Source organism: Streptomyces sp. A01 (genome assembly GCF_059026195.1).
In genome coordinates this window covers 171,449-186,736 of record NZ_JBWLKN010000011.1, presented here as the reverse complement: position 1 = coordinate 186,736, position 15,288 = coordinate 171,449, and the positions used below count along the sequence as shown (strand labels likewise).

The 15,288-nt window shown below is 70.8% G+C and carries 17 protein-coding genes; 10 read left to right on the top strand and 7 right to left on the bottom strand.

Translation table 11 applies throughout. From position 1 onward, the window contains the following. The first annotated feature begins 127 nt into the window (after nt 1–127). Nucleotides 128–961, top strand: a complete 834-nt coding sequence (locus AC5P1B_RS17430; RefSeq protein WP_493888116.1) for a serine hydrolase domain-containing protein — start codon at nt 128–130, stop codon at nt 959–961. 7 nt (nt 962–968) lie between these two features. Here AC5P1B_RS17430 and AC5P1B_RS17425 read toward each other — a convergent pair whose 3' ends face one another. After that, the gene (locus tag AC5P1B_RS17425) at nt 969–1,640 is read right to left on the bottom strand and encodes a pirin family protein (protein WP_493888114.1); all 672 of its coding nucleotides are present in this window, start codon (nt 1,638–1,640) and stop codon (nt 969–971) included. Nucleotides 1,641–1,710: 70 nt separating this feature from the next. Here AC5P1B_RS17425 and AC5P1B_RS17420 point away from each other — a divergent pair, with 70 nt between their 5' ends. The 5 genes from AC5P1B_RS17420 (at nt 1,711) to fabF (ending at nt 6,656) form a co-directional block, all read left to right on the top strand. Continuing rightward, the gene (locus tag AC5P1B_RS17420; protein ID WP_493888112.1) at nt 1,711–2,889 is read left to right on the top strand and encodes a PucR family transcriptional regulator; all 1,179 of its coding nucleotides are present in this window, start codon (nt 1,711–1,713) and stop codon (nt 2,887–2,889) included. 95 nt (nt 2,890–2,984) lie between these two features. Next, a complete protein-coding gene (locus AC5P1B_RS17415) occupies nt 2,985–3,953 on the top strand; it encodes an ACP S-malonyltransferase (RefSeq protein ID WP_493888111.1) in 969 nt (322 codons plus the stop codon). Nucleotides 3,954–3,966: 13 nt separating this feature from the next. Further along, nucleotides 3,967–4,980 (top strand): ketoacyl-ACP synthase III, encoded by a 1,014-nt coding sequence (locus AC5P1B_RS17410; protein ID WP_493888109.1) that lies wholly within the window; start codon nt 3,967–3,969, stop codon nt 4,978–4,980. Between the two features lie 94 nt (nt 4,981–5,074). Further along, nucleotides 5,075–5,323, top strand: a complete 249-nt coding sequence (locus AC5P1B_RS17405) for an acyl carrier protein (protein ID WP_493888107.1) — start codon at nt 5,075–5,077, stop codon at nt 5,321–5,323. 70 nt (nt 5,324–5,393) lie between these two features. After that, the gene (gene fabF, locus AC5P1B_RS17400) at nt 5,394–6,656 is read left to right on the top strand and encodes a beta-ketoacyl-ACP synthase II (protein WP_493888106.1); all 1,263 of its coding nucleotides are present in this window, start codon (nt 5,394–5,396) and stop codon (nt 6,654–6,656) included. 147 nt (nt 6,657–6,803) lie between these two features. On the opposite strand, the gene AC5P1B_RS17395 is transcribed toward fabF, so the two are convergent. After that, on the bottom strand, nt 6,804–7,298 hold the full coding sequence (locus AC5P1B_RS17395; protein WP_493888105.1) for a DUF3145 domain-containing protein: 495 nt from the start codon (nt 7,296–7,298) through the stop codon (nt 6,804–6,806). A gap of 326 nt (nt 7,299–7,624) precedes the next feature. On the opposite strand from AC5P1B_RS17395, the gene AC5P1B_RS17390 reads away from it, so the two are divergent. Beyond that, entirely contained in the window at nt 7,625–8,527 is a 903-nt protein-coding gene (locus tag AC5P1B_RS17390) for an SGNH/GDSL hydrolase family protein (RefSeq protein WP_493888103.1), read from the top strand. A gap of 95 nt (nt 8,528–8,622) precedes the next feature. Here the strand turns inward: AC5P1B_RS17390 and AC5P1B_RS17385 are convergent, their stop codons facing one another. The 3 genes from AC5P1B_RS17385 to AC5P1B_RS17375 form a co-directional block, all read right to left on the bottom strand. Then, nucleotides 8,623–9,417 (bottom strand): EI24 domain-containing protein, encoded by a 795-nt coding sequence (locus AC5P1B_RS17385; protein WP_493888101.1) that lies wholly within the window; start codon nt 9,415–9,417, stop codon nt 8,623–8,625. Between the two features lie 304 nt (nt 9,418–9,721). Further along, on the bottom strand, nt 9,722–10,150 hold the full coding sequence (locus AC5P1B_RS17380) for an organic hydroperoxide resistance protein (RefSeq protein WP_493888099.1): 429 nt from the start codon (nt 10,148–10,150) through the stop codon (nt 9,722–9,724). Nucleotides 10,151–10,246: 96 nt separating this feature from the next. Continuing rightward, nucleotides 10,247–11,287 carry an NADP-dependent oxidoreductase gene (locus AC5P1B_RS17375; protein ID WP_493888097.1) on the bottom strand — a complete coding sequence of 347 codons (1,041 nt, stop codon included), beginning with the start codon at nt 11,285–11,287 and terminating at the stop codon, nt 10,247–10,249. A gap of 88 nt (nt 11,288–11,375) precedes the next feature. Between AC5P1B_RS17375 and AC5P1B_RS17370 the strand changes: the two genes are divergently transcribed. Together AC5P1B_RS17370 and AC5P1B_RS17365 are read left to right on the top strand one after the other, a co-directional pair. Further along, nucleotides 11,376–11,816 carry a MarR family winged helix-turn-helix transcriptional regulator gene (locus AC5P1B_RS17370; protein WP_493888096.1) on the top strand — a complete coding sequence of 147 codons (441 nt, stop codon included), beginning with the start codon at nt 11,376–11,378 and terminating at the stop codon, nt 11,814–11,816. Between the two features lie 30 nt (nt 11,817–11,846). Beyond that, nucleotides 11,847–12,467, top strand: a complete 621-nt coding sequence (locus tag AC5P1B_RS17365; RefSeq protein WP_493888095.1) for a mycothiol-dependent nitroreductase Rv2466c family protein — start codon at nt 11,847–11,849, stop codon at nt 12,465–12,467. Between the two features lie 77 nt (nt 12,468–12,544). Here AC5P1B_RS17365 and AC5P1B_RS17360 read toward each other — a convergent pair whose 3' ends face one another. Both AC5P1B_RS17360 and AC5P1B_RS17355 read right to left on the bottom strand, forming a co-directional pair. After that, nucleotides 12,545–13,759: a PucR family transcriptional regulator gene (locus AC5P1B_RS17360; RefSeq protein ID WP_493888094.1), complete on the bottom strand. Its 1,215-nt coding sequence runs from the start codon at nt 13,757–13,759 to the stop codon at nt 12,545–12,547. 2 nt (nt 13,760–13,761) lie between these two features. Continuing rightward, entirely contained in the window at nt 13,762–13,917 is a 156-nt protein-coding gene (locus tag AC5P1B_RS17355; RefSeq protein ID WP_493888093.1) for a hypothetical protein, read from the bottom strand. A 211-nt stretch (nt 13,918–14,128) separates the two neighbouring features. On the opposite strand from AC5P1B_RS17355, the gene pgfA reads away from it, so the two are divergent. Next, nucleotides 14,129–15,082, top strand: coding sequence for a cell envelope lipid trafficking protein PgfA (gene pgfA / locus AC5P1B_RS17350; RefSeq protein WP_493888092.1), 954 nt, complete (start codon nt 14,129–14,131; stop codon nt 15,080–15,082). Nucleotides 15,083–15,288 lie beyond the last annotated feature (206 nt).

Genomic DNA, 15,288 nt, shown 5'->3' with positions numbered 1-15,288 from the left:
TTGACGTACCGCCCCGTCATCCCCCGTCACTCCCCGTCATCAGGCGCTCCGCGCACCGCCCCGCCCCGCCCCCTGACCTGCCCTCGGCCCCTCCGGGGTCAGGCCCGGCCGCGTTAGGCTCGCTGCCATGGAGAGCCTGCGGATGATCGAGAACTGGCCCGCCCCCACGGCGGCCGCCGCCGTCGTACGCGCCGACGGAACGGTCGCCGGGTCACATGGCCCGGCCGGGCGGCGGTTCCCGCTCGCTTCGGTCACCAAGCCGCTGGCCGCCTACGCGGCGCTGGTCGCCGTCGAAGAGGGCGCCATCGAGCTGGACGAGGCGGCCGGGCCCGCCGGGTCCACGGTGCGCCATCTGCTGGCGCACGCCTCCGGGCTCGCCTTCGACGAGCATCGCACGATGGCCGGGCCCGGCGAGCGCCGCTTGTACTCCAACGCGGGCTTCGAGGTCCTCGGCGACCACATCGCCAAGGCCACCGACATCCCGTTCCCCGAGTATCTGCGGCAGGCGGTCTTCGAGCCGCTCGGCATGGCGGACAGCGAGCTGCCGGGCTCCCCCGCCAAGGACGCCGTCTCGACCGTCGCCGACCTGATCCGGTTCGCCGCCGAGCTCCAGCGCCCGCGCCTGGTCTCTCCCGGGACGCTGAGCGAGGCGACGTCGGTGGTCTTCCCCGGGCTGACCGGTGTGCTGCCCGGTTACGGGCACCAGAAGCCGAACGACTGGGGTCTGGGCATGGAGATCCGGGGCGCGAAGTCCCCGCACTGGACGGGCTCCGCTTCCTCGCCGCGCACCTTCGGCCACTTCGGGCAGTCCGGCACGTTCCTGTGGGTCGATCCGGCGGCGGGGGCGGCGTGTGTGGCGCTGACCGACCGCCCGTTCGGGCCGTGGGCCGTCGAGGGCTGGCCCGTGTTCACGGACGCGGTGCTCGGCGAGCTGGCCGGCGGTGCCGGCCGCGCGCGATAGCCGGAGGTCAGTAGCCGTAGTCCGGCTCGGCGTGCATCTCCCACACCAGGAATTCGGCGTCGCCGCGCGCCTGTGCTTGCAGGCCGGTGCGCTCGTCGAGCCGCCCGGCGTCGCCGGGGCCGAGCGTCTCGCCCGCCAGCCGCACCTCGCCGCGCACCACGTGCACGTAGAGGGCGGGCGCGTCCGGCAGCGCGGTGCGCTCGCCGTCGGCGAGCCGCCGGACGTGGAGGACCGCCTCGGTGCGCGCCAGCGCGTACGGGGTGGCGTCCGCGATGCCGCGCACCACCTCGTACTCCGGTTCGCCGCCCCAGGTGGCGGGCGTCAGCCACATCTGGACGAAGCGCAGCGGTGTGCGGCCCGCGTTCCGCTCGGTGTGCCTGGCGCCGCTCCCGGCGCTCAGCCGTTGAACATCGCCTGGCCTGACAACCGTCCGGCGGCCGGTGGAGTCCTCGTGGGTGAGCTCCCCCTCGATCACCCAGGTGACGATCTCCAGGTCGCGGTGGGGATGCTCAGCGAATCCGGCGCCGGGCGCGAGGTGTTCCTCGTTGCAGGCCGCCAGCAGCCAGAACCGCACATTGTCCGGGTCGTAGAAGCCCGAGAAGGAGAAGGCGTGCCAGGTCTCGATCCCCGGTTCCGCGCCGCCCCGATATCGCTCACCGGCCCGCTGCACCCACGTCATCGGCCCACGGTAGCCCGAGCCGGTACCCCATGCCCCCGTGCACCCCACCCGATAAGGCAGGCTTGTCCTCGTGCCTGAACCCGCCTCCGCCACCCCGCACCCGCATCCCGCCACCCTTCGCCGACTGGAGAAGTCCTCCGGCAAGCTGGCGGCGGTCGCCATCGCCCGCATGGATGAGCAGCTGCCGTGGTACCGCGCGATGCCACCTGAGAACCGTTCGTGGATCGGTCTGGTCGCGCAGGCCGGTATCGCGGCGTTCACCGAGTGGTTCCGGCATCCGGAGACTCCGCAGGCGATCAGCACCGACGTGTTCGGCACCGCGCCGCGCGAGCTGACCCGGGCGATCACCCTGCGGCAGACCGTGGAGATGGTCCGTACGACCATCGAGGTCATGGAGTCCGCCATCGACGAGGTGGCGGCCCCCGGCGACGAGTCGGTGCTGCGCGAGGCGGTCCTGGTCTACGCGCGGGAGATCGCCTTCGCGACCGCGCAGGTCTACGCGCAGGCCGCTGAGGCGCGCGGCGCCTGGGACGCCCGGCTGGAGTCGCTGGTCGTCAACGCGGTCCTGTCCGGCGAGGCGGACGAGGGCGCGCTGTCCCGGGCGGCGGCGCTCGGCTGGACCGCGCCCGAGTCGGTGTGCGTGGTGCTCGGCACGGCGCCCAACGGCAACAGCGAGCTGACGGTCGAGGCCATCCGGCGCGCCGCCCGGCATGCCAAGGTGCAGGTGCTGACCGGGGTGCTCGGCGAGCGTCTGGTGGTCATCGCGGGCGGCTCGGACAACCCGCTCCAGACGGCGAAGGCGCTGATCGGGCCGTTCGCCGCCGGGCCCGTCGTCGCGGGCCCGGTGATGAACGACCTGCTCTCGGCGACCCGCTCGGCGGCGGCGGCCGCCGCCGGGCTGAAGGCGAGCCCGGCGTGGCCGGACGCCCCGCGGCCGGTTCTGGCGGACGATCTCCTGCCCGAACGCGCGATGGCGGGCGACCCCGCCGCTCGTGAACAGCTGGTGGAGGAGATCTACAGACCTCTGGGTGAGGCGGGCTCGGCGCTGCTGGAAACGCTGAGCGTCTACCTGGAACAGGCGAGCAGCCTGGAGGGCGCCGCCCGGATGCTGTTCGTCCACCCCAACACCGTGCGCTACCGGCTGCGACGTGTGACCGACGTCACCGGGTGGTCGCCATCCGACGTACGGTCAGCCTTCACGCTCCGGATCGCCCTGATTCTGGGGCGTCTGGCAGACGCCGGAGCGTGACCCTTCCGTTTTGTCGAAGCCCCACAATTCCCTAGACGGTTCTTCGTCCCTGTCCCCACGGGCGGGCAGGGGCCCTCACAAGAGAGAGTGTGAGAGTGCTCGTACTCGTCGCTCCCGGCCAGGGTGCTCAAAAGCCCGGCTTCCTGACTCCTTGGCTCGACCTCCCCGGCGTCACCGAACGCCTGACCTGGTGGTCGGCCGTGTCCGGCCTGGACCTGATTCACTACGGGACCCAGGCCGACGAGGACGCGATCCGCGATACGGCTGTGGCGCAGCCGCTGCTGGTCGCCGCGGGTCTGGTCTCCGCGCAGGCGCTGCTCGGCGAGCCGGGGCAGCCCGGTGCGGCCGCCCTGCCCGGTCCCTTCGACGTGACCGCCGGCCACAGCGTCGGTGAACTGACCGCCGCCGCCGTCAGCGGTGTGCTCTCCCCTGAGACGGCTCTGGTGCTGGTGCGCCAGCGCGGCCTTGCGATGGCGCAGGCCGCCGCCGTCTCCGACACCGGTATGTCGGCGGTCCTCGGCGGCGACCCGGATGAGGTCGTCGCCCACCTCGACAAGCTCGGCCTGACTCCGGCGAACATCAACGGCGCCGGTCAGATCGTCGCCGCGGGCAGCGCCGAGCAGCTTGCCGCGCTGGCCGAGGACAAGCCCGAGGGCGTCCGCAAGGTGCTCGCCCTGAAGGTGGCGGGCGCGTTCCACACCTCGCACATGGCCCCGGCGGTCTCCACGCTGGAGTCACTGGTGGCGGGCGTCAGCGTCGACGACCCGCGCACCCGCTACGTCTCCAACCTGGACGGTCAGCCGGTCACCACCGGCGCCGAGATCGTCCAGCGTCTCGTCGCGCAGGTCTCCAGCCCGGTCCGCTGGGACCTGTGCATGGAGACCTTCAAGCAGCTGGGTGTGACGGCGCTGATCGAGGTGGCTCCGGCGGGCACGCTCGTCGGGCTCGCCAAGCGGGCGCTGCCGGGGGTGCGGACGCTGGCTCTCAAGACGCCGGACGACCTCACGGCGGCCCGCGAACTGATCGCCGAGTACGCCGCCATCCCGGCTCCCCCGGCCGAATAGGAGTCCCCAGAGCATGACGTCGAAGATCAAGCCCGCCAAGGGCTCCCCGTACGCGCGCATCCTCGGCGTCGGCGGTTACCGCCCGACCCGTGTGGTGCCCAACGAGGAGATCCTCAAGCACATCGACTCCTCCGACGAGTGGATCAGGTCCCGCTCGGGCATCGCCACCCGGCACTGGGCCGGTCCCGAGGAGACCGTGGCCGCCATGTCGGTCGAAGCGGGCGGCAAGGCCATCGCCGCCGCCGGTATCACCCCGGACCAGATCGGTGCCGTGATCGTCTCGACCGTCTCGCACTTCAAGCAGACCCCGGCCATCGCCACCGAGATCGCGCACCGCCTCGGCACGGGCAAGCCCGCCGCCTTCGACATCTCCGCCGGGTGCGCCGGGTTCGGCTACGGCCTGACCCTCGCCAAAGGGCTCGTGGCCGACGGCAGCGCGGAGTACGTGCTGGTGCTCGGCGTGGAGCGGCTGTCCGACCTCACCGACCTGTCGGACCGCGCGACGGCCTTCCTCTTCGGTGACGGCGCCGGCGCCATCGTCGTCGGCCCCGCCAACGAGCCCTGCATCGGCCCCACCGTGTGGGGTTCGGAGGGTGACAAGTCCGACACCATCAAGCAGACCGAGTCGTGGGAGATCTTCCGCGACGCCACCGACGTCAGCGACCTGCGCTACCCGGCCATCACGCAGGAGGGCCAGGCGGTCTTCCGCTGGGCCGTCTACGAGATGGCGAAGGTCGCCCAGGAGGCCCTGGACCGGGCCGGGGTGGACGCCGAGGACCTCGACGTCTTCATCCCGCACCAGGCCAACATGCGGATCATCGACTCCATGGTCAAGACCCTCAAGCTGCCGGAGCACGTCACGGTAGCCCGCGATGTGGAGACCACCGGCAACACCTCGGCAGCCTCCATCCCGCTCGCTATGGAGCGGCTGTTGGCGACCGGGCAGGCGAAGAGCGGCGACACCGCTCTTCTCATCGGCTTCGGGGCGGGTCTCGTCTACGCAGCTACGGTCGTTACCCTCCCCTAGTCCGTACGATCAACCCCCGGATCTACCAAGATCACGCAGCCCGGGTCAGTCGGCGCTGCGTACCTCACCGCACAAATCGAAGGAGAGCGCCATCATGGCCGCCACTCAGGAAGAGATCCTCGCCGGTCTCGCCGAGATCGTGAACGAGATCGCCGGAATCCCGGCCGAGGACGTCCAGCTGGACAAGTCCTTCACCGATGACCTGGACGTCGACTCGCTGTCCATGGTCGAGGTCGTCGTCGCCGCTGAAGAGCGCTTCGACGTCAAGATCCCCGACGATGACGTCAAGAACCTCAAGACGGTCGGCGACGCGGCCAGCTACATCCTCAAGCACCAGGTCTGAGTTCAAATTTCGCCTGTCGCCACCTCGGCGGTGGCGGTTCCGCACCTCTACTCGTGGAGAAAGAATTCCTGTGAACGCGACCAATCGCACGGTGGTCGTCACCGGTATCGGCGCAACCACACCGCTGGGTGGCGACAGCGCGTCATTCTGGGAAGGGCTTGTCGCCGGACGTTCCGGTGTCGTCGCCCTCCAGCAGGACTGGGCCGAGCAGCTGCCCGTCCGCATCGCGGCGCAGATCGCCGTCGAACCCGGTGAGATCATCCCCAGGCCGCAGGCCAGGAAGCTCGACCGGTCGGCGCAGTTCGCGCTGATCGCCGCCCGCGAGGCGTGGGCGGACGCCGGGTTCACCGGCAAGGCCGGCGAGGACGCCTCGGTCAACCCCGACCGGCTCGGCGCTGTCGTCGCCTCCGGCATCGGCGGCGTGACCACCCTGCTCGATCAGTACGACGTACTGAAGGAGAAGGGCGTCCGCAAGGTCTCCCCGCACACCGTCCCCATGCTCATGCCCAACGGCCCGGCGGCCAACGTCGGCCTTGAGGTGGGCGCGCGAGCCGGCGTGCACACCCCGGTGAGCGCCTGCGCCTCCGGCGCGGAAGCCATCGGCTACGCCATCGAGATGATCCGTACCGGCCGCGCCGACGTGGTCGTCGCCGGTGGTACGGAGGCGGCCATCCACCCGCTGCCCATCGCCGCCTTCGGCAACATGATGGCGATGTCGAAGAGCAACGACGACCCGCAGGGCGCCTCCCGCCCGTACGACGTGGCCCGTAACGGCTTCGTGCTCGGTGAGGGCGCCGGCGTTGTCGTGCTGGAGTCCGCCGAGCACGCCAGCCGACGTGGCGCGAAGGTGTACGCGGAGGCCATCGGCCAGGGCATCTCCGCCGACAGCCACCACATCACCCAGCCGGAGCCGTCCGGGAACGGCATCGCCCAGGCGCTGCGGAACCTGGTGGACTCCACCGACCTCAAGCCCGCCGAGATCGCGCACGTCAACGCGCACGCGACCTCCACCCCGCAGGGTGACGTCGCGGAACTGAAGGCGCTGCGCAAGGTCTTCGGCGACGACGTCGACCACATGGCGGTGTCGGCGACGAAGTCCATGACGGGCCACCTGCTCGGTGGCGCGGGCGGCATCGAGACGGTGGCGTCCGTGCTGGCGCTCAAGCACCGGATCGCCCCGCCGACGATCAACATCGACAACCTCGACCCGGAGGCGGACGCGGACGTCGTACGCGACAAGCCCCGCGATCTGCCCGGCGGCACCATCGCCGTGCTCAACGACTCGTTCGGGTTCGGCGGCCACAACGTGGTGCTGGCCTTCCGGAGCGTCTGAACCCGCCGCTGAGCGAGGCAGTCCCCGGCAGTCATACGGCAGTCATAAGAGGAGCGCCTGTCCGGTCACCACGACCGGACAGGCGCTCCTTCGTCGTATGCGGCGCGCCGGGGCGCGGGCGTCGTACGTGATGCCGCCGGGGCGGCGTCAGACCACTTGGTGCAGCCAGCGGACCGGGGCGCCCTCGCCCGCGTAGCGGAAGGGCTCCAGCTCGTCGTCCCAGGGCTTGCCCAGCAGCTTGGTCAGCTCGGCCGCCAGCTCGCTCTCGCCGCGCGAGGCGCGCCCCAGGGCGGCCCGCAGCCGGTCCTCGGGGATGAGGATGTCGCCGTGGATACCGGTGACCGCGTGGAAGATGCCGAGTTCGGGTGTGGAGCTGTAGCGCTCGCCCTCGGCGGCGGCGCACGGCTCCGCGGTCACCTCGAAGCGCAGCAGATGCCAGCCGCGCAGCGCGGAAGCGAGCTTGGAGGCCGTACCGGCCTCGCCCTGCCAGGAGAACTCCGCACGCCACGTGCCCGGGGCGGCCGGCTGTCTGATCCAGTCCAGGGTGACGCGCACGCCGAGAACGCCCGCGATGGCCCATTCGACGTGCGGACACAGCGCGCGCGGAGCGGAGTGAACGTACAGAACTCCACGTGTCGTCACCGGGACCTCCAGTGCGGTTCGAGGTTCGCCTTCCCCAGCGGCCTCGCGTCCGTACCGGTCGAGTCCGGGACAGCAGCTGACATTCTGCCCCAACGATCACACCTGCACCAGCCTCCGAGGCTACCTGCAGTAAACACTACTGGGGGTAATTCTCTCGAAAAGGGACAGGAAGTGACGCGATGTAACTTAGCCGGTGCCGGGACGCGTACTCCAGTGGTTGGAGCCCACCTCACACGGGAAAAGCTACCGCGCGGTGGCCACCCCAAGGAGTGACGTACCGTCGGTCCCGGATACATATCATTGGTCGGCAGCAGGGGGGAACAGCGATGCGGCACCGCGGTCGGTCACATCGGCTCCGGCACACCAAAGCCGTGGCGGCACTGCTCACGGCGGCTTCTCTGCTCGCCGGTTGCAGTGGTGGCGGAGCGGACGACTCCGCCGCCAAGAGCGGCCGTTCGGGTGCCAAGCGGCCCGCCGTGAAACCCACTCCCACGTGGGACACCCGTCCGGGCTCCATCGCCTCGATCGGTGACTCCATCTCCCGGGGGTTCGACGCCTGCTCCGTGCTCTCCGACTGCCCCGAGGTCTCCTGGTCCACCGGCACGGACGTAGACAGCCTGGCGCGGCGGCTGCTGCCGCGCGCGGAACAGCGCAGCTGGAACTACGCCAAGACCGGGGCGCTGATGGCGGATCTGCCGGGTCAGGTCCGGTCGGCCGCCGTGCGGAAGCCGGAGCTGGTGACCGTGATGATCGGCGCCAACGACGCCTGCCAGAACTCGGTCTCCGCCATGACGTCGGTCGACGGCTTCCGCGCCGACTTCCACGCCTCAATGACGGCACTGCGCCGCGCGCTGCCCAAGACGCAGGTGTACGTGGCGAGCGTGCCCGACCTGAAACGGCTGTGGTCGGAAGGGCGCAAGAACCCACTGGGGCGGCAGGTGTGGAAGCTGGGGATCTGCCCGTCGATGCTGCGGGACGCGCAGTCCATGGACGCGGCGTCCGACGACCGCCGCGGCCAGGTGCATCAGCGGGTGCTCGACTACAACACGGTCCTGAAGGACGAGTGCGCCAAGGACGCGCTGTGCCGGTACGACCAGGCCGTGCACGACTACCGCTTCACAGGCGACGAGTTGAGCAAGTGGGACTGGTTCCACCCGAGCAAGGAGGGCCAGCAGAAGCTGGCCGACATGGCCTACCGGACGGTGACCCGGCGCGGCAGCACCGCGTGACCGCGGCGGGGCGGTCGGCCTCGTAGCGCCCCAAGGCGGCTTACGGTTCAGCCCACGCGGCGTCGTGCCGCTCGCCCGGTGGCCGACCCGTCGACCTACGCGGTCGCCGGTCCCGCCGCCGCCTCGCCGGGGGCGTGATCCCCGGTCGCGGTCTCCTCACCGAGCAGGTCCCTGGCGAGCAGCGTCGCCCCCGCGACGGCGCCCGGCATCACGAACACGGCGGCCAGCGGCACGAGGAACAGCAGCGCCAGCGGCACGCCGAAGCCGAGGACGAGCAGCTTGCGGGCGCGCAGCATCCGCAGCCGGTCGGCGAGTGACACGCGGCGGCGCTGGAGGGCGACGGCGGCGAGCTCCTCGGTGAGGAAGAACCCGGTGACGCAGAAGCCCAGGGCGGGGACCGCGGTCTGGCCGATGACGGGAAGGAAGCCCGCGGCGAACAGCAGCGTGCCCCAGAGGACGACCCGTACGACGACGGCGCTGCTCTCCCGCGCGGAGATGAGCAGTTCGCGCCAGAGCGGCAGTCCCGATTCCGGGGCCACGCCGTCCACCGAGCGATCGACCGCCTCCGACAGCGACTCGTAGAACGGCTGGCCGACCAGCAGCGTGACGGCGGTGAAGGTGAGCAGGGCGAGCAGCAGGCAGCCGCCGAAGAACAGCACGGCGAGCGCGCCGCGGAACAGGCCGAGCCACGGGGTGCCCCAGTCGTCGGCGAAGGGCGTCAGCCAGGCGATGGCGTCGTCGGTCCAGAAGCCGAGGGCGATGAGCGCGCCCACGTAGCCGATCAGGGTGATCAGGGCGGGCAGCATGCCGAAGCCCCACCACCGCCCGTGCCTGGCCACCCAGCGCTGCCCGTTGATCAGATAGCCGAAGCCCGCCGCAAGATCTCGCATGGCCCGCAGCCTAAGCCGTCGCCGGCGGCTCGTACGGGGGAGCCCTGTGCGTGCGTCGCGGACCGCGGGTGCGCCGGGGCTGGGCGCGCGGTTCCCCGCGCCCCTGACGGGGCACACCCCTTGGCTGCGCCAGGGCTGCTTCCCCCCGAGCCCGGCGGCCTCGGAAGACGAGACACTGTCCGTGCGTCGCGGACCGCGAGTGCGTCGCGGCTGGGCGCGCGGTTCCCCGCGCCCCTGACGGGGCACCTGTGGGGACAGCGGCGCCGCGCCGCCCGTATGTGAACGGGCGGCGCGGCGGCCGTGGTCAGGCGACGGAGAGGGAGACCTCGATGTTGCCTCGGGTGGCGTTGGAGTAGGGGCACACCTGGTGCGCCTTCTCCAGCAGGTCCTTGGCGGTGGCGGCGTCCACGGCCGGGATGGAGGCCGAGATCTCGACCTTCAGGCCGAAGCCGCCGTCGGGGGTCTTGCCGATGCCGACCTTGGCCGTGACGGTGGAGCCGGAGATGTCGGCCTTCTCCTTGCGTGCCACGACACCCAGCGCGCCCTGGAAGCAGGCGCTGTAACCGGCGGCGAACAGCTGCTCGGGGTTGGTTCCCGCGCCGCTGCCGCCCATCTCCTTCGGCGGGTTGACGACGACGTCGAGCTTGCCGTCGTCGGAGGCGACCCGGCCGTCGCGGCCGTTCTCAGCGGTGGCGACCGCGGTGTAGATGACGTCAACGGGCTGGACAGTCATAGTGAATCCTCCTGTTGGGTGCCACGGCTCGCGCCCACGACCGCGACACGCTGACCCCGAGCGTAACCGCCCGGCGGCGTGCGGACAGGGGGATGGTCAGTCCGCGAGACTCACGATCATCTTTCCGGTGTTCTCGCCGCGCAGCATGCCGAGGAACGCGTCCACGGCCTTCTCGACGCCGGGGACGATCGTCTCGTCGTAGCGCAGCTGGCCGTCGCGAATCCAGCTGCCGACCTCGGCGACGAACTGGGGCCGCATCTCGAAGTGGTCCGAGACGAGCATGCCCGTGATCTGGAGCCGCTTGCCGATGATCAGCGGGAGGTTGCGCGGCGCCGCGGACGGCTCGGTCTCGTTGTACAGCGCGATCATTCCGCAGACGGTGACACGGCCGTGCACGTTGAGGGAGCTGAGAGCGGCCTCAAGGTGCTCGCCGCCGACGTTGTCGAAGTAGACGTCGATGCCGTCGGGCGCGGCCTCCTTCAGCTGCTCGGCGACCGGGCCCTTCTTGTAGTTGAAGGCCGCGTCGAAGCCGTACTCGTCGAGGAGGACGCGCACCTTTTCGTCGGAACCGGCGCTGCCGATGACCCGGGAGGCGCCCTTGAGCCTGGCGATCTGGCCGACCTCGCTGCCGACGGCGCCCGCCGCGCCGGAGACGAAGACGGCGTCGCCCTTCTTGAACGAGGCGACGCTGAGAAGGCCCGCGTACGCGGTGAGCCCGGTCATGCCGAGGACTCCGAGGTACGCGGTGAGCGGGGCGAGGTCCGGGTCCACCTTGGCGGCGCTCTTCCCGTCGACCACCGCGTACTCGCGCCAGCCGAGGCCGTGCAGGACGTGGTCGCCGAGGGTGAAGCCGGGGGTGTCGGGGCCGACGGCCACGACCACGCCGACCGCGCCGCCGTCCATGGGCTGGTCGAGCTGGAAGGGGGGCACGTACGACTTGACGTCGTTCATCCGGCCGCGCATGTACGGGTCGACCGACATGTGCGTGTTCTTGACCAGGATCTGCCCTGGGCTCGGCTCGGCGACGGCCACCTCGCGCAGGGCGAAGTCCTCGGGCTTCGGCCAGCCGTGCGGGCGGGCGACGAGGTGCCATGCGCGGCTGGTGGCGGGGAGACCGGTCGGGTGGGTGACAGACATGCGGCTAGCCCTCCAAATACTTCACTAGGTGAAACAACCATGCACCTATATATTTAATGATGTCAAGCAAGTGGGTATCCTGGCGTGTATGGCCCCTCGCACCGATCCACTGACCCTTGAGGTTGTCGAGCTCATCGGCACCGTTGTGGCCCGCTACCACGAGGAATACGAGCGGGCGGCGGCCAGCCACGCCCTCACCGGCGCCCAGGCGCGGGTCCTCGCGCTGCTCGCCCGCGGGCCACTGCCCATGCGCCGGATCGCCAAGTGCCTCAAGTGCGAGCCGTCCAACGTCACCGGCATCGTGGACCGGCTCGCGTCCCGCGGCCTCGTCGAGCGCCGCCCCGACCCGGCGGACCGGCGCGTCAAGCTCGCCGCCGCGACCGAGGCCGGCCTGGAGACCGCCGACCAGCTGCGCGGCTCCCTCGGCTTCGCGCGGGAGCCGCTCGCGGGCCTCTCCGAGCAGGAGCGCACGGCGCTGCGGGACCTGCTGCGGCGCATGCTCGGCGAGGCGGCCGGAACCCAGGAATAGCCGGGTCCCCCGAGTGGTTGGATGCACACCATGAGCGATGAATCGATACGCCACAGCGTTGACTTCTACTTCGACCCCGCCTGCCCCTTCGCCTGGATCACCTCACGCTGGATTCTTGAGGTCGAACAGCACCGGAACCTTGACCTTCGTTTCCGGGTGATGAGCCTGTCCGTGCTCAATGAGGGCAGGGAGGACCTGCCCGAGCGCTACAAGGAGTCGATGGAGCGGAACTGGGGCCCGGTCCGGGTCTGCGTCGCCGCGGCGCAGCAGCACGGCGAGGATGTGCTGCGCGAGCTGTACACCGCTCTTGGCACCCGCATCCACAACGACAAGCGTGAGGTCGGCCGCGCCCTGATCGAGGAGGCGCTGGCCGAGGCCGGGCTGCCCACCGACCTTGCGGACGCGGCGGACAGCACCGTATACGACGACGCCCTGCGCAAGAGCCACCACGAGGGCATGGACCCGGTCGGCGAGGACGTCGGAACGCCGACGCTGCACATCGACGGCGTCGCCTTCTTCGGTCCCGTGCTCACCGCCATCCCGCGCGGCGAGGAAGCGGTGCGCGTCTTCGACGGCGCCCGGCTGCTCGCCGGTTTCCCCCAGTTCTTCGAGCTGAAGCGGACGCGCACGGGCGACCTCGACTTCAGCTGAGCCACGGCGGCCGGCGAGGTCCGGACACCGGCACCGGCCCGGACCTCGCCCCGCGACCTTCCCGTGCGGCCCGCCGCTCACTGCTGGTACGGCGCCATCTCACCGCGCAACCGGCGGGCGCGCAGCACCAGCTCCAGCTCGAAGCGGCTGTCCGGGTCGTCCACCTCGTCGCCCCACAGTTCGCGGATCTGGCGCAGCCGGTAGCGCACCGTCTGCGGATGGACCCCCAGCCTGGCCGCCACCTCCGGCGCTCCGCCGCGCGTCTCCAGCCAGGCGAGCAGCGTCTCGGCGAGACGGCGCGCGTGCACCGGGCCGCAGTGCGCCAGCGGCGCCAGACGGCGCCTGGCCAGGTCCTCGATCAGCTCTTCGGGGGGCAGCAGCACCAGCGCCTCGGTGTGCTCGGTGCAGTGCAGCACCTCGCCACCGGGCAGCAGACCGCGTTCCATCAGCCGTACCGCCGTCACCGCCCAGCGCAGCGACTTGGCGGCGTCGGCGAGCGGCACGGGCGGGCCGAGCGCGCCCGACCAGCCCGCCATCGCCCGCCGCAGCAGCTCCGGGCGCCCGGCCGCGTCGGGGTCGGGGACGACGATCCGGGGCTGCTCGCTCTCCATGTCGAGCAGGACGCGTTTGCCCAGGGCGGGCGCCACCGCGTCCTTCGAGGGAGGCAGCAGCACGCCGACGGCGACGGTTTCGGGCAGGGGCCAGCCGATGCGCGCCGCGCGCTCGGCGAGCACCTCGCTGGAGGGCCGGTGCGCTTCGGTGAGCAGCAGGTCAAGCAGGCGGCGCTGGAGCCGCAGCCGTTCACCGGCCTGCCGGGCCGCGGCCTCGGCGTAGCCGCGCATGGACTCGGCGACGAGCCCGTCGAGGTACTGGAAACCCGCCTCGGCGAGCTCGTACATCGCGGGTGCCGGGATCTGGACCTGCTGGCCGATCTCGGCGAGGCGGCGCCAGGCCAGCCGGACGCCGAGCCGGTACATGGCCTGGAGTGAGTCCAGGTTGCGGCCGTGCAGGACCTGGCCCCGGCCGAATTCCTGGAAGACCTGGGCGTGGTCGCCGTTGTGGCTGGGGCCGTGTGCCATGTGGCGGACGAAGTGCTCCAGCGCGCGCCGGATGCCGACGAGCGCTCGCGGCTCTCCGTTCTCGTCGGGGATCAGCAGCAGGTTGGGGTACTCGCGGCGGATCTCCCGCAGGATGTCGTCGGCGAGAGCGGGGGTCTCGGCCAGTGCCAGGTCGGCGAACTGCCGTACGCGAACGCGCGGGACGTCGGCCCAGGCCTGACGGAGCGCGGGCACCTCTATCGCTCCCCCGCTGAAGCCGAGGGGAAGGTCACCAGGGGAACGTTTGGCTGGTCGGGCGTGGCGCCCAGGAGGGCGACGATGCCCAGCGCGGCACCTACGGCGAGGGCCGCGGCGAACACACAGGTCAAAGCGGCGGCGAGCAATCTGGGCATGGCGGGGTGAGCCCCTTCCATCTAGCCGCGCACCGGCCCGGTCCGCTGGTTCACCAGCATGTAATCAGCATTGACACTTAGTCAACCCTGCGTTTACGGTTCCCGGCCCAGGGACCCTCGGCACGACGGGACCCGGCGGCGCGGGCCCCCACGGCCCGGCCGCGAGGACGTGCACCACTCTGAGACCCATCCTCCCCAGGAGTGCACTGCCATGCGCCGTTCCACCTCTCCTCTGTCATTGATCATTCTGGGATTCGGCGTCTTTCTGCTGGTCCTGGCACCACTACTGGCTTGGTATGTCGAGCCACGAGCCAAGCGCACGCCCACCGACGTCAATGTGACCACCGTCTTCACCGGCAAGGGAAACTACTTCGACGCGGGAGCCGTGAAGGTCAAGCGCGACCAGAAACTCACCATCACCCGGCGGGTGCTCGGCGACGTCGAGGACAGCGAGCGCAGCGGCAAGGCCATCTGGGATGTGTCCACGACCATCGACACCCCGGGCACGCTGCCCTTGAAGGACCCGCGCAAGTCGCTCCAGTGGACGACGGAGCGCTGGGTCACCGACCGCCGTACGAACAAGCCCGTGCACTGCTGCGACGAGTCCCCTGGACGGTTCCAGGGCGACGCCTACCTGAAGTTCCCCTTCGACGTGAAGAAGCGGGGTTACCGCTGGTGGGACAGCACCCTGGGCGCGGCGGTGCCCCTCCGCTACGCCGGTACGCAGAAGATCCAGGGCCATGAGGGATACCGCTTCACGGGCACGGTGAAGGCCACCGAGGTCGGCACCAGGCAGGTGCCGGGGCGCCTGGTGGACCGCCCGAAGTCGGGACAGGTGATCGCCGAGGAGTGGTACTCCAACGCGGGCATCGAGCTGGTCGCCGACCGCCGTACGGGGCGCATCATCAACGCGAAGATCTCGCCCCGCCTCGCGCTGCGGGCGCCCGGTGGCGAGAGCGACAAGGTGACCCTGCTGCACGGCAAGGGGATCGAGTTCACCGACGCCACCCAGCGCACTCAGGTGGACCTGGCCAAGGACGACGGGAAGAAACTCCGGCTCGTCGGAGAGGTCGCGCCGATCGCCGGTGGCGCGCTCGGAGCCGTACTCACGGTAACCGGAGTGTTGCTGGTGGTGCGCGGAAGGACTCGTGTTGACGAAAGGTGAGTGAAGTGACGAGCCGTCAGTTGAAATTGCGGCGGAAATTGTCACTTCGGTGAGTAGCCGCCAGGAACCCGGCAGCGAAAACTAGCGGGCCAACACCGTGTCCTTGTGACGCGTACCACCCCGAAGAATCGCTCCGCACGCGCACCACCGGCCCGCACGACGACTCCCCACACAGCTCCTTTCCCCGAGACGAGTTGGAGCGCCCA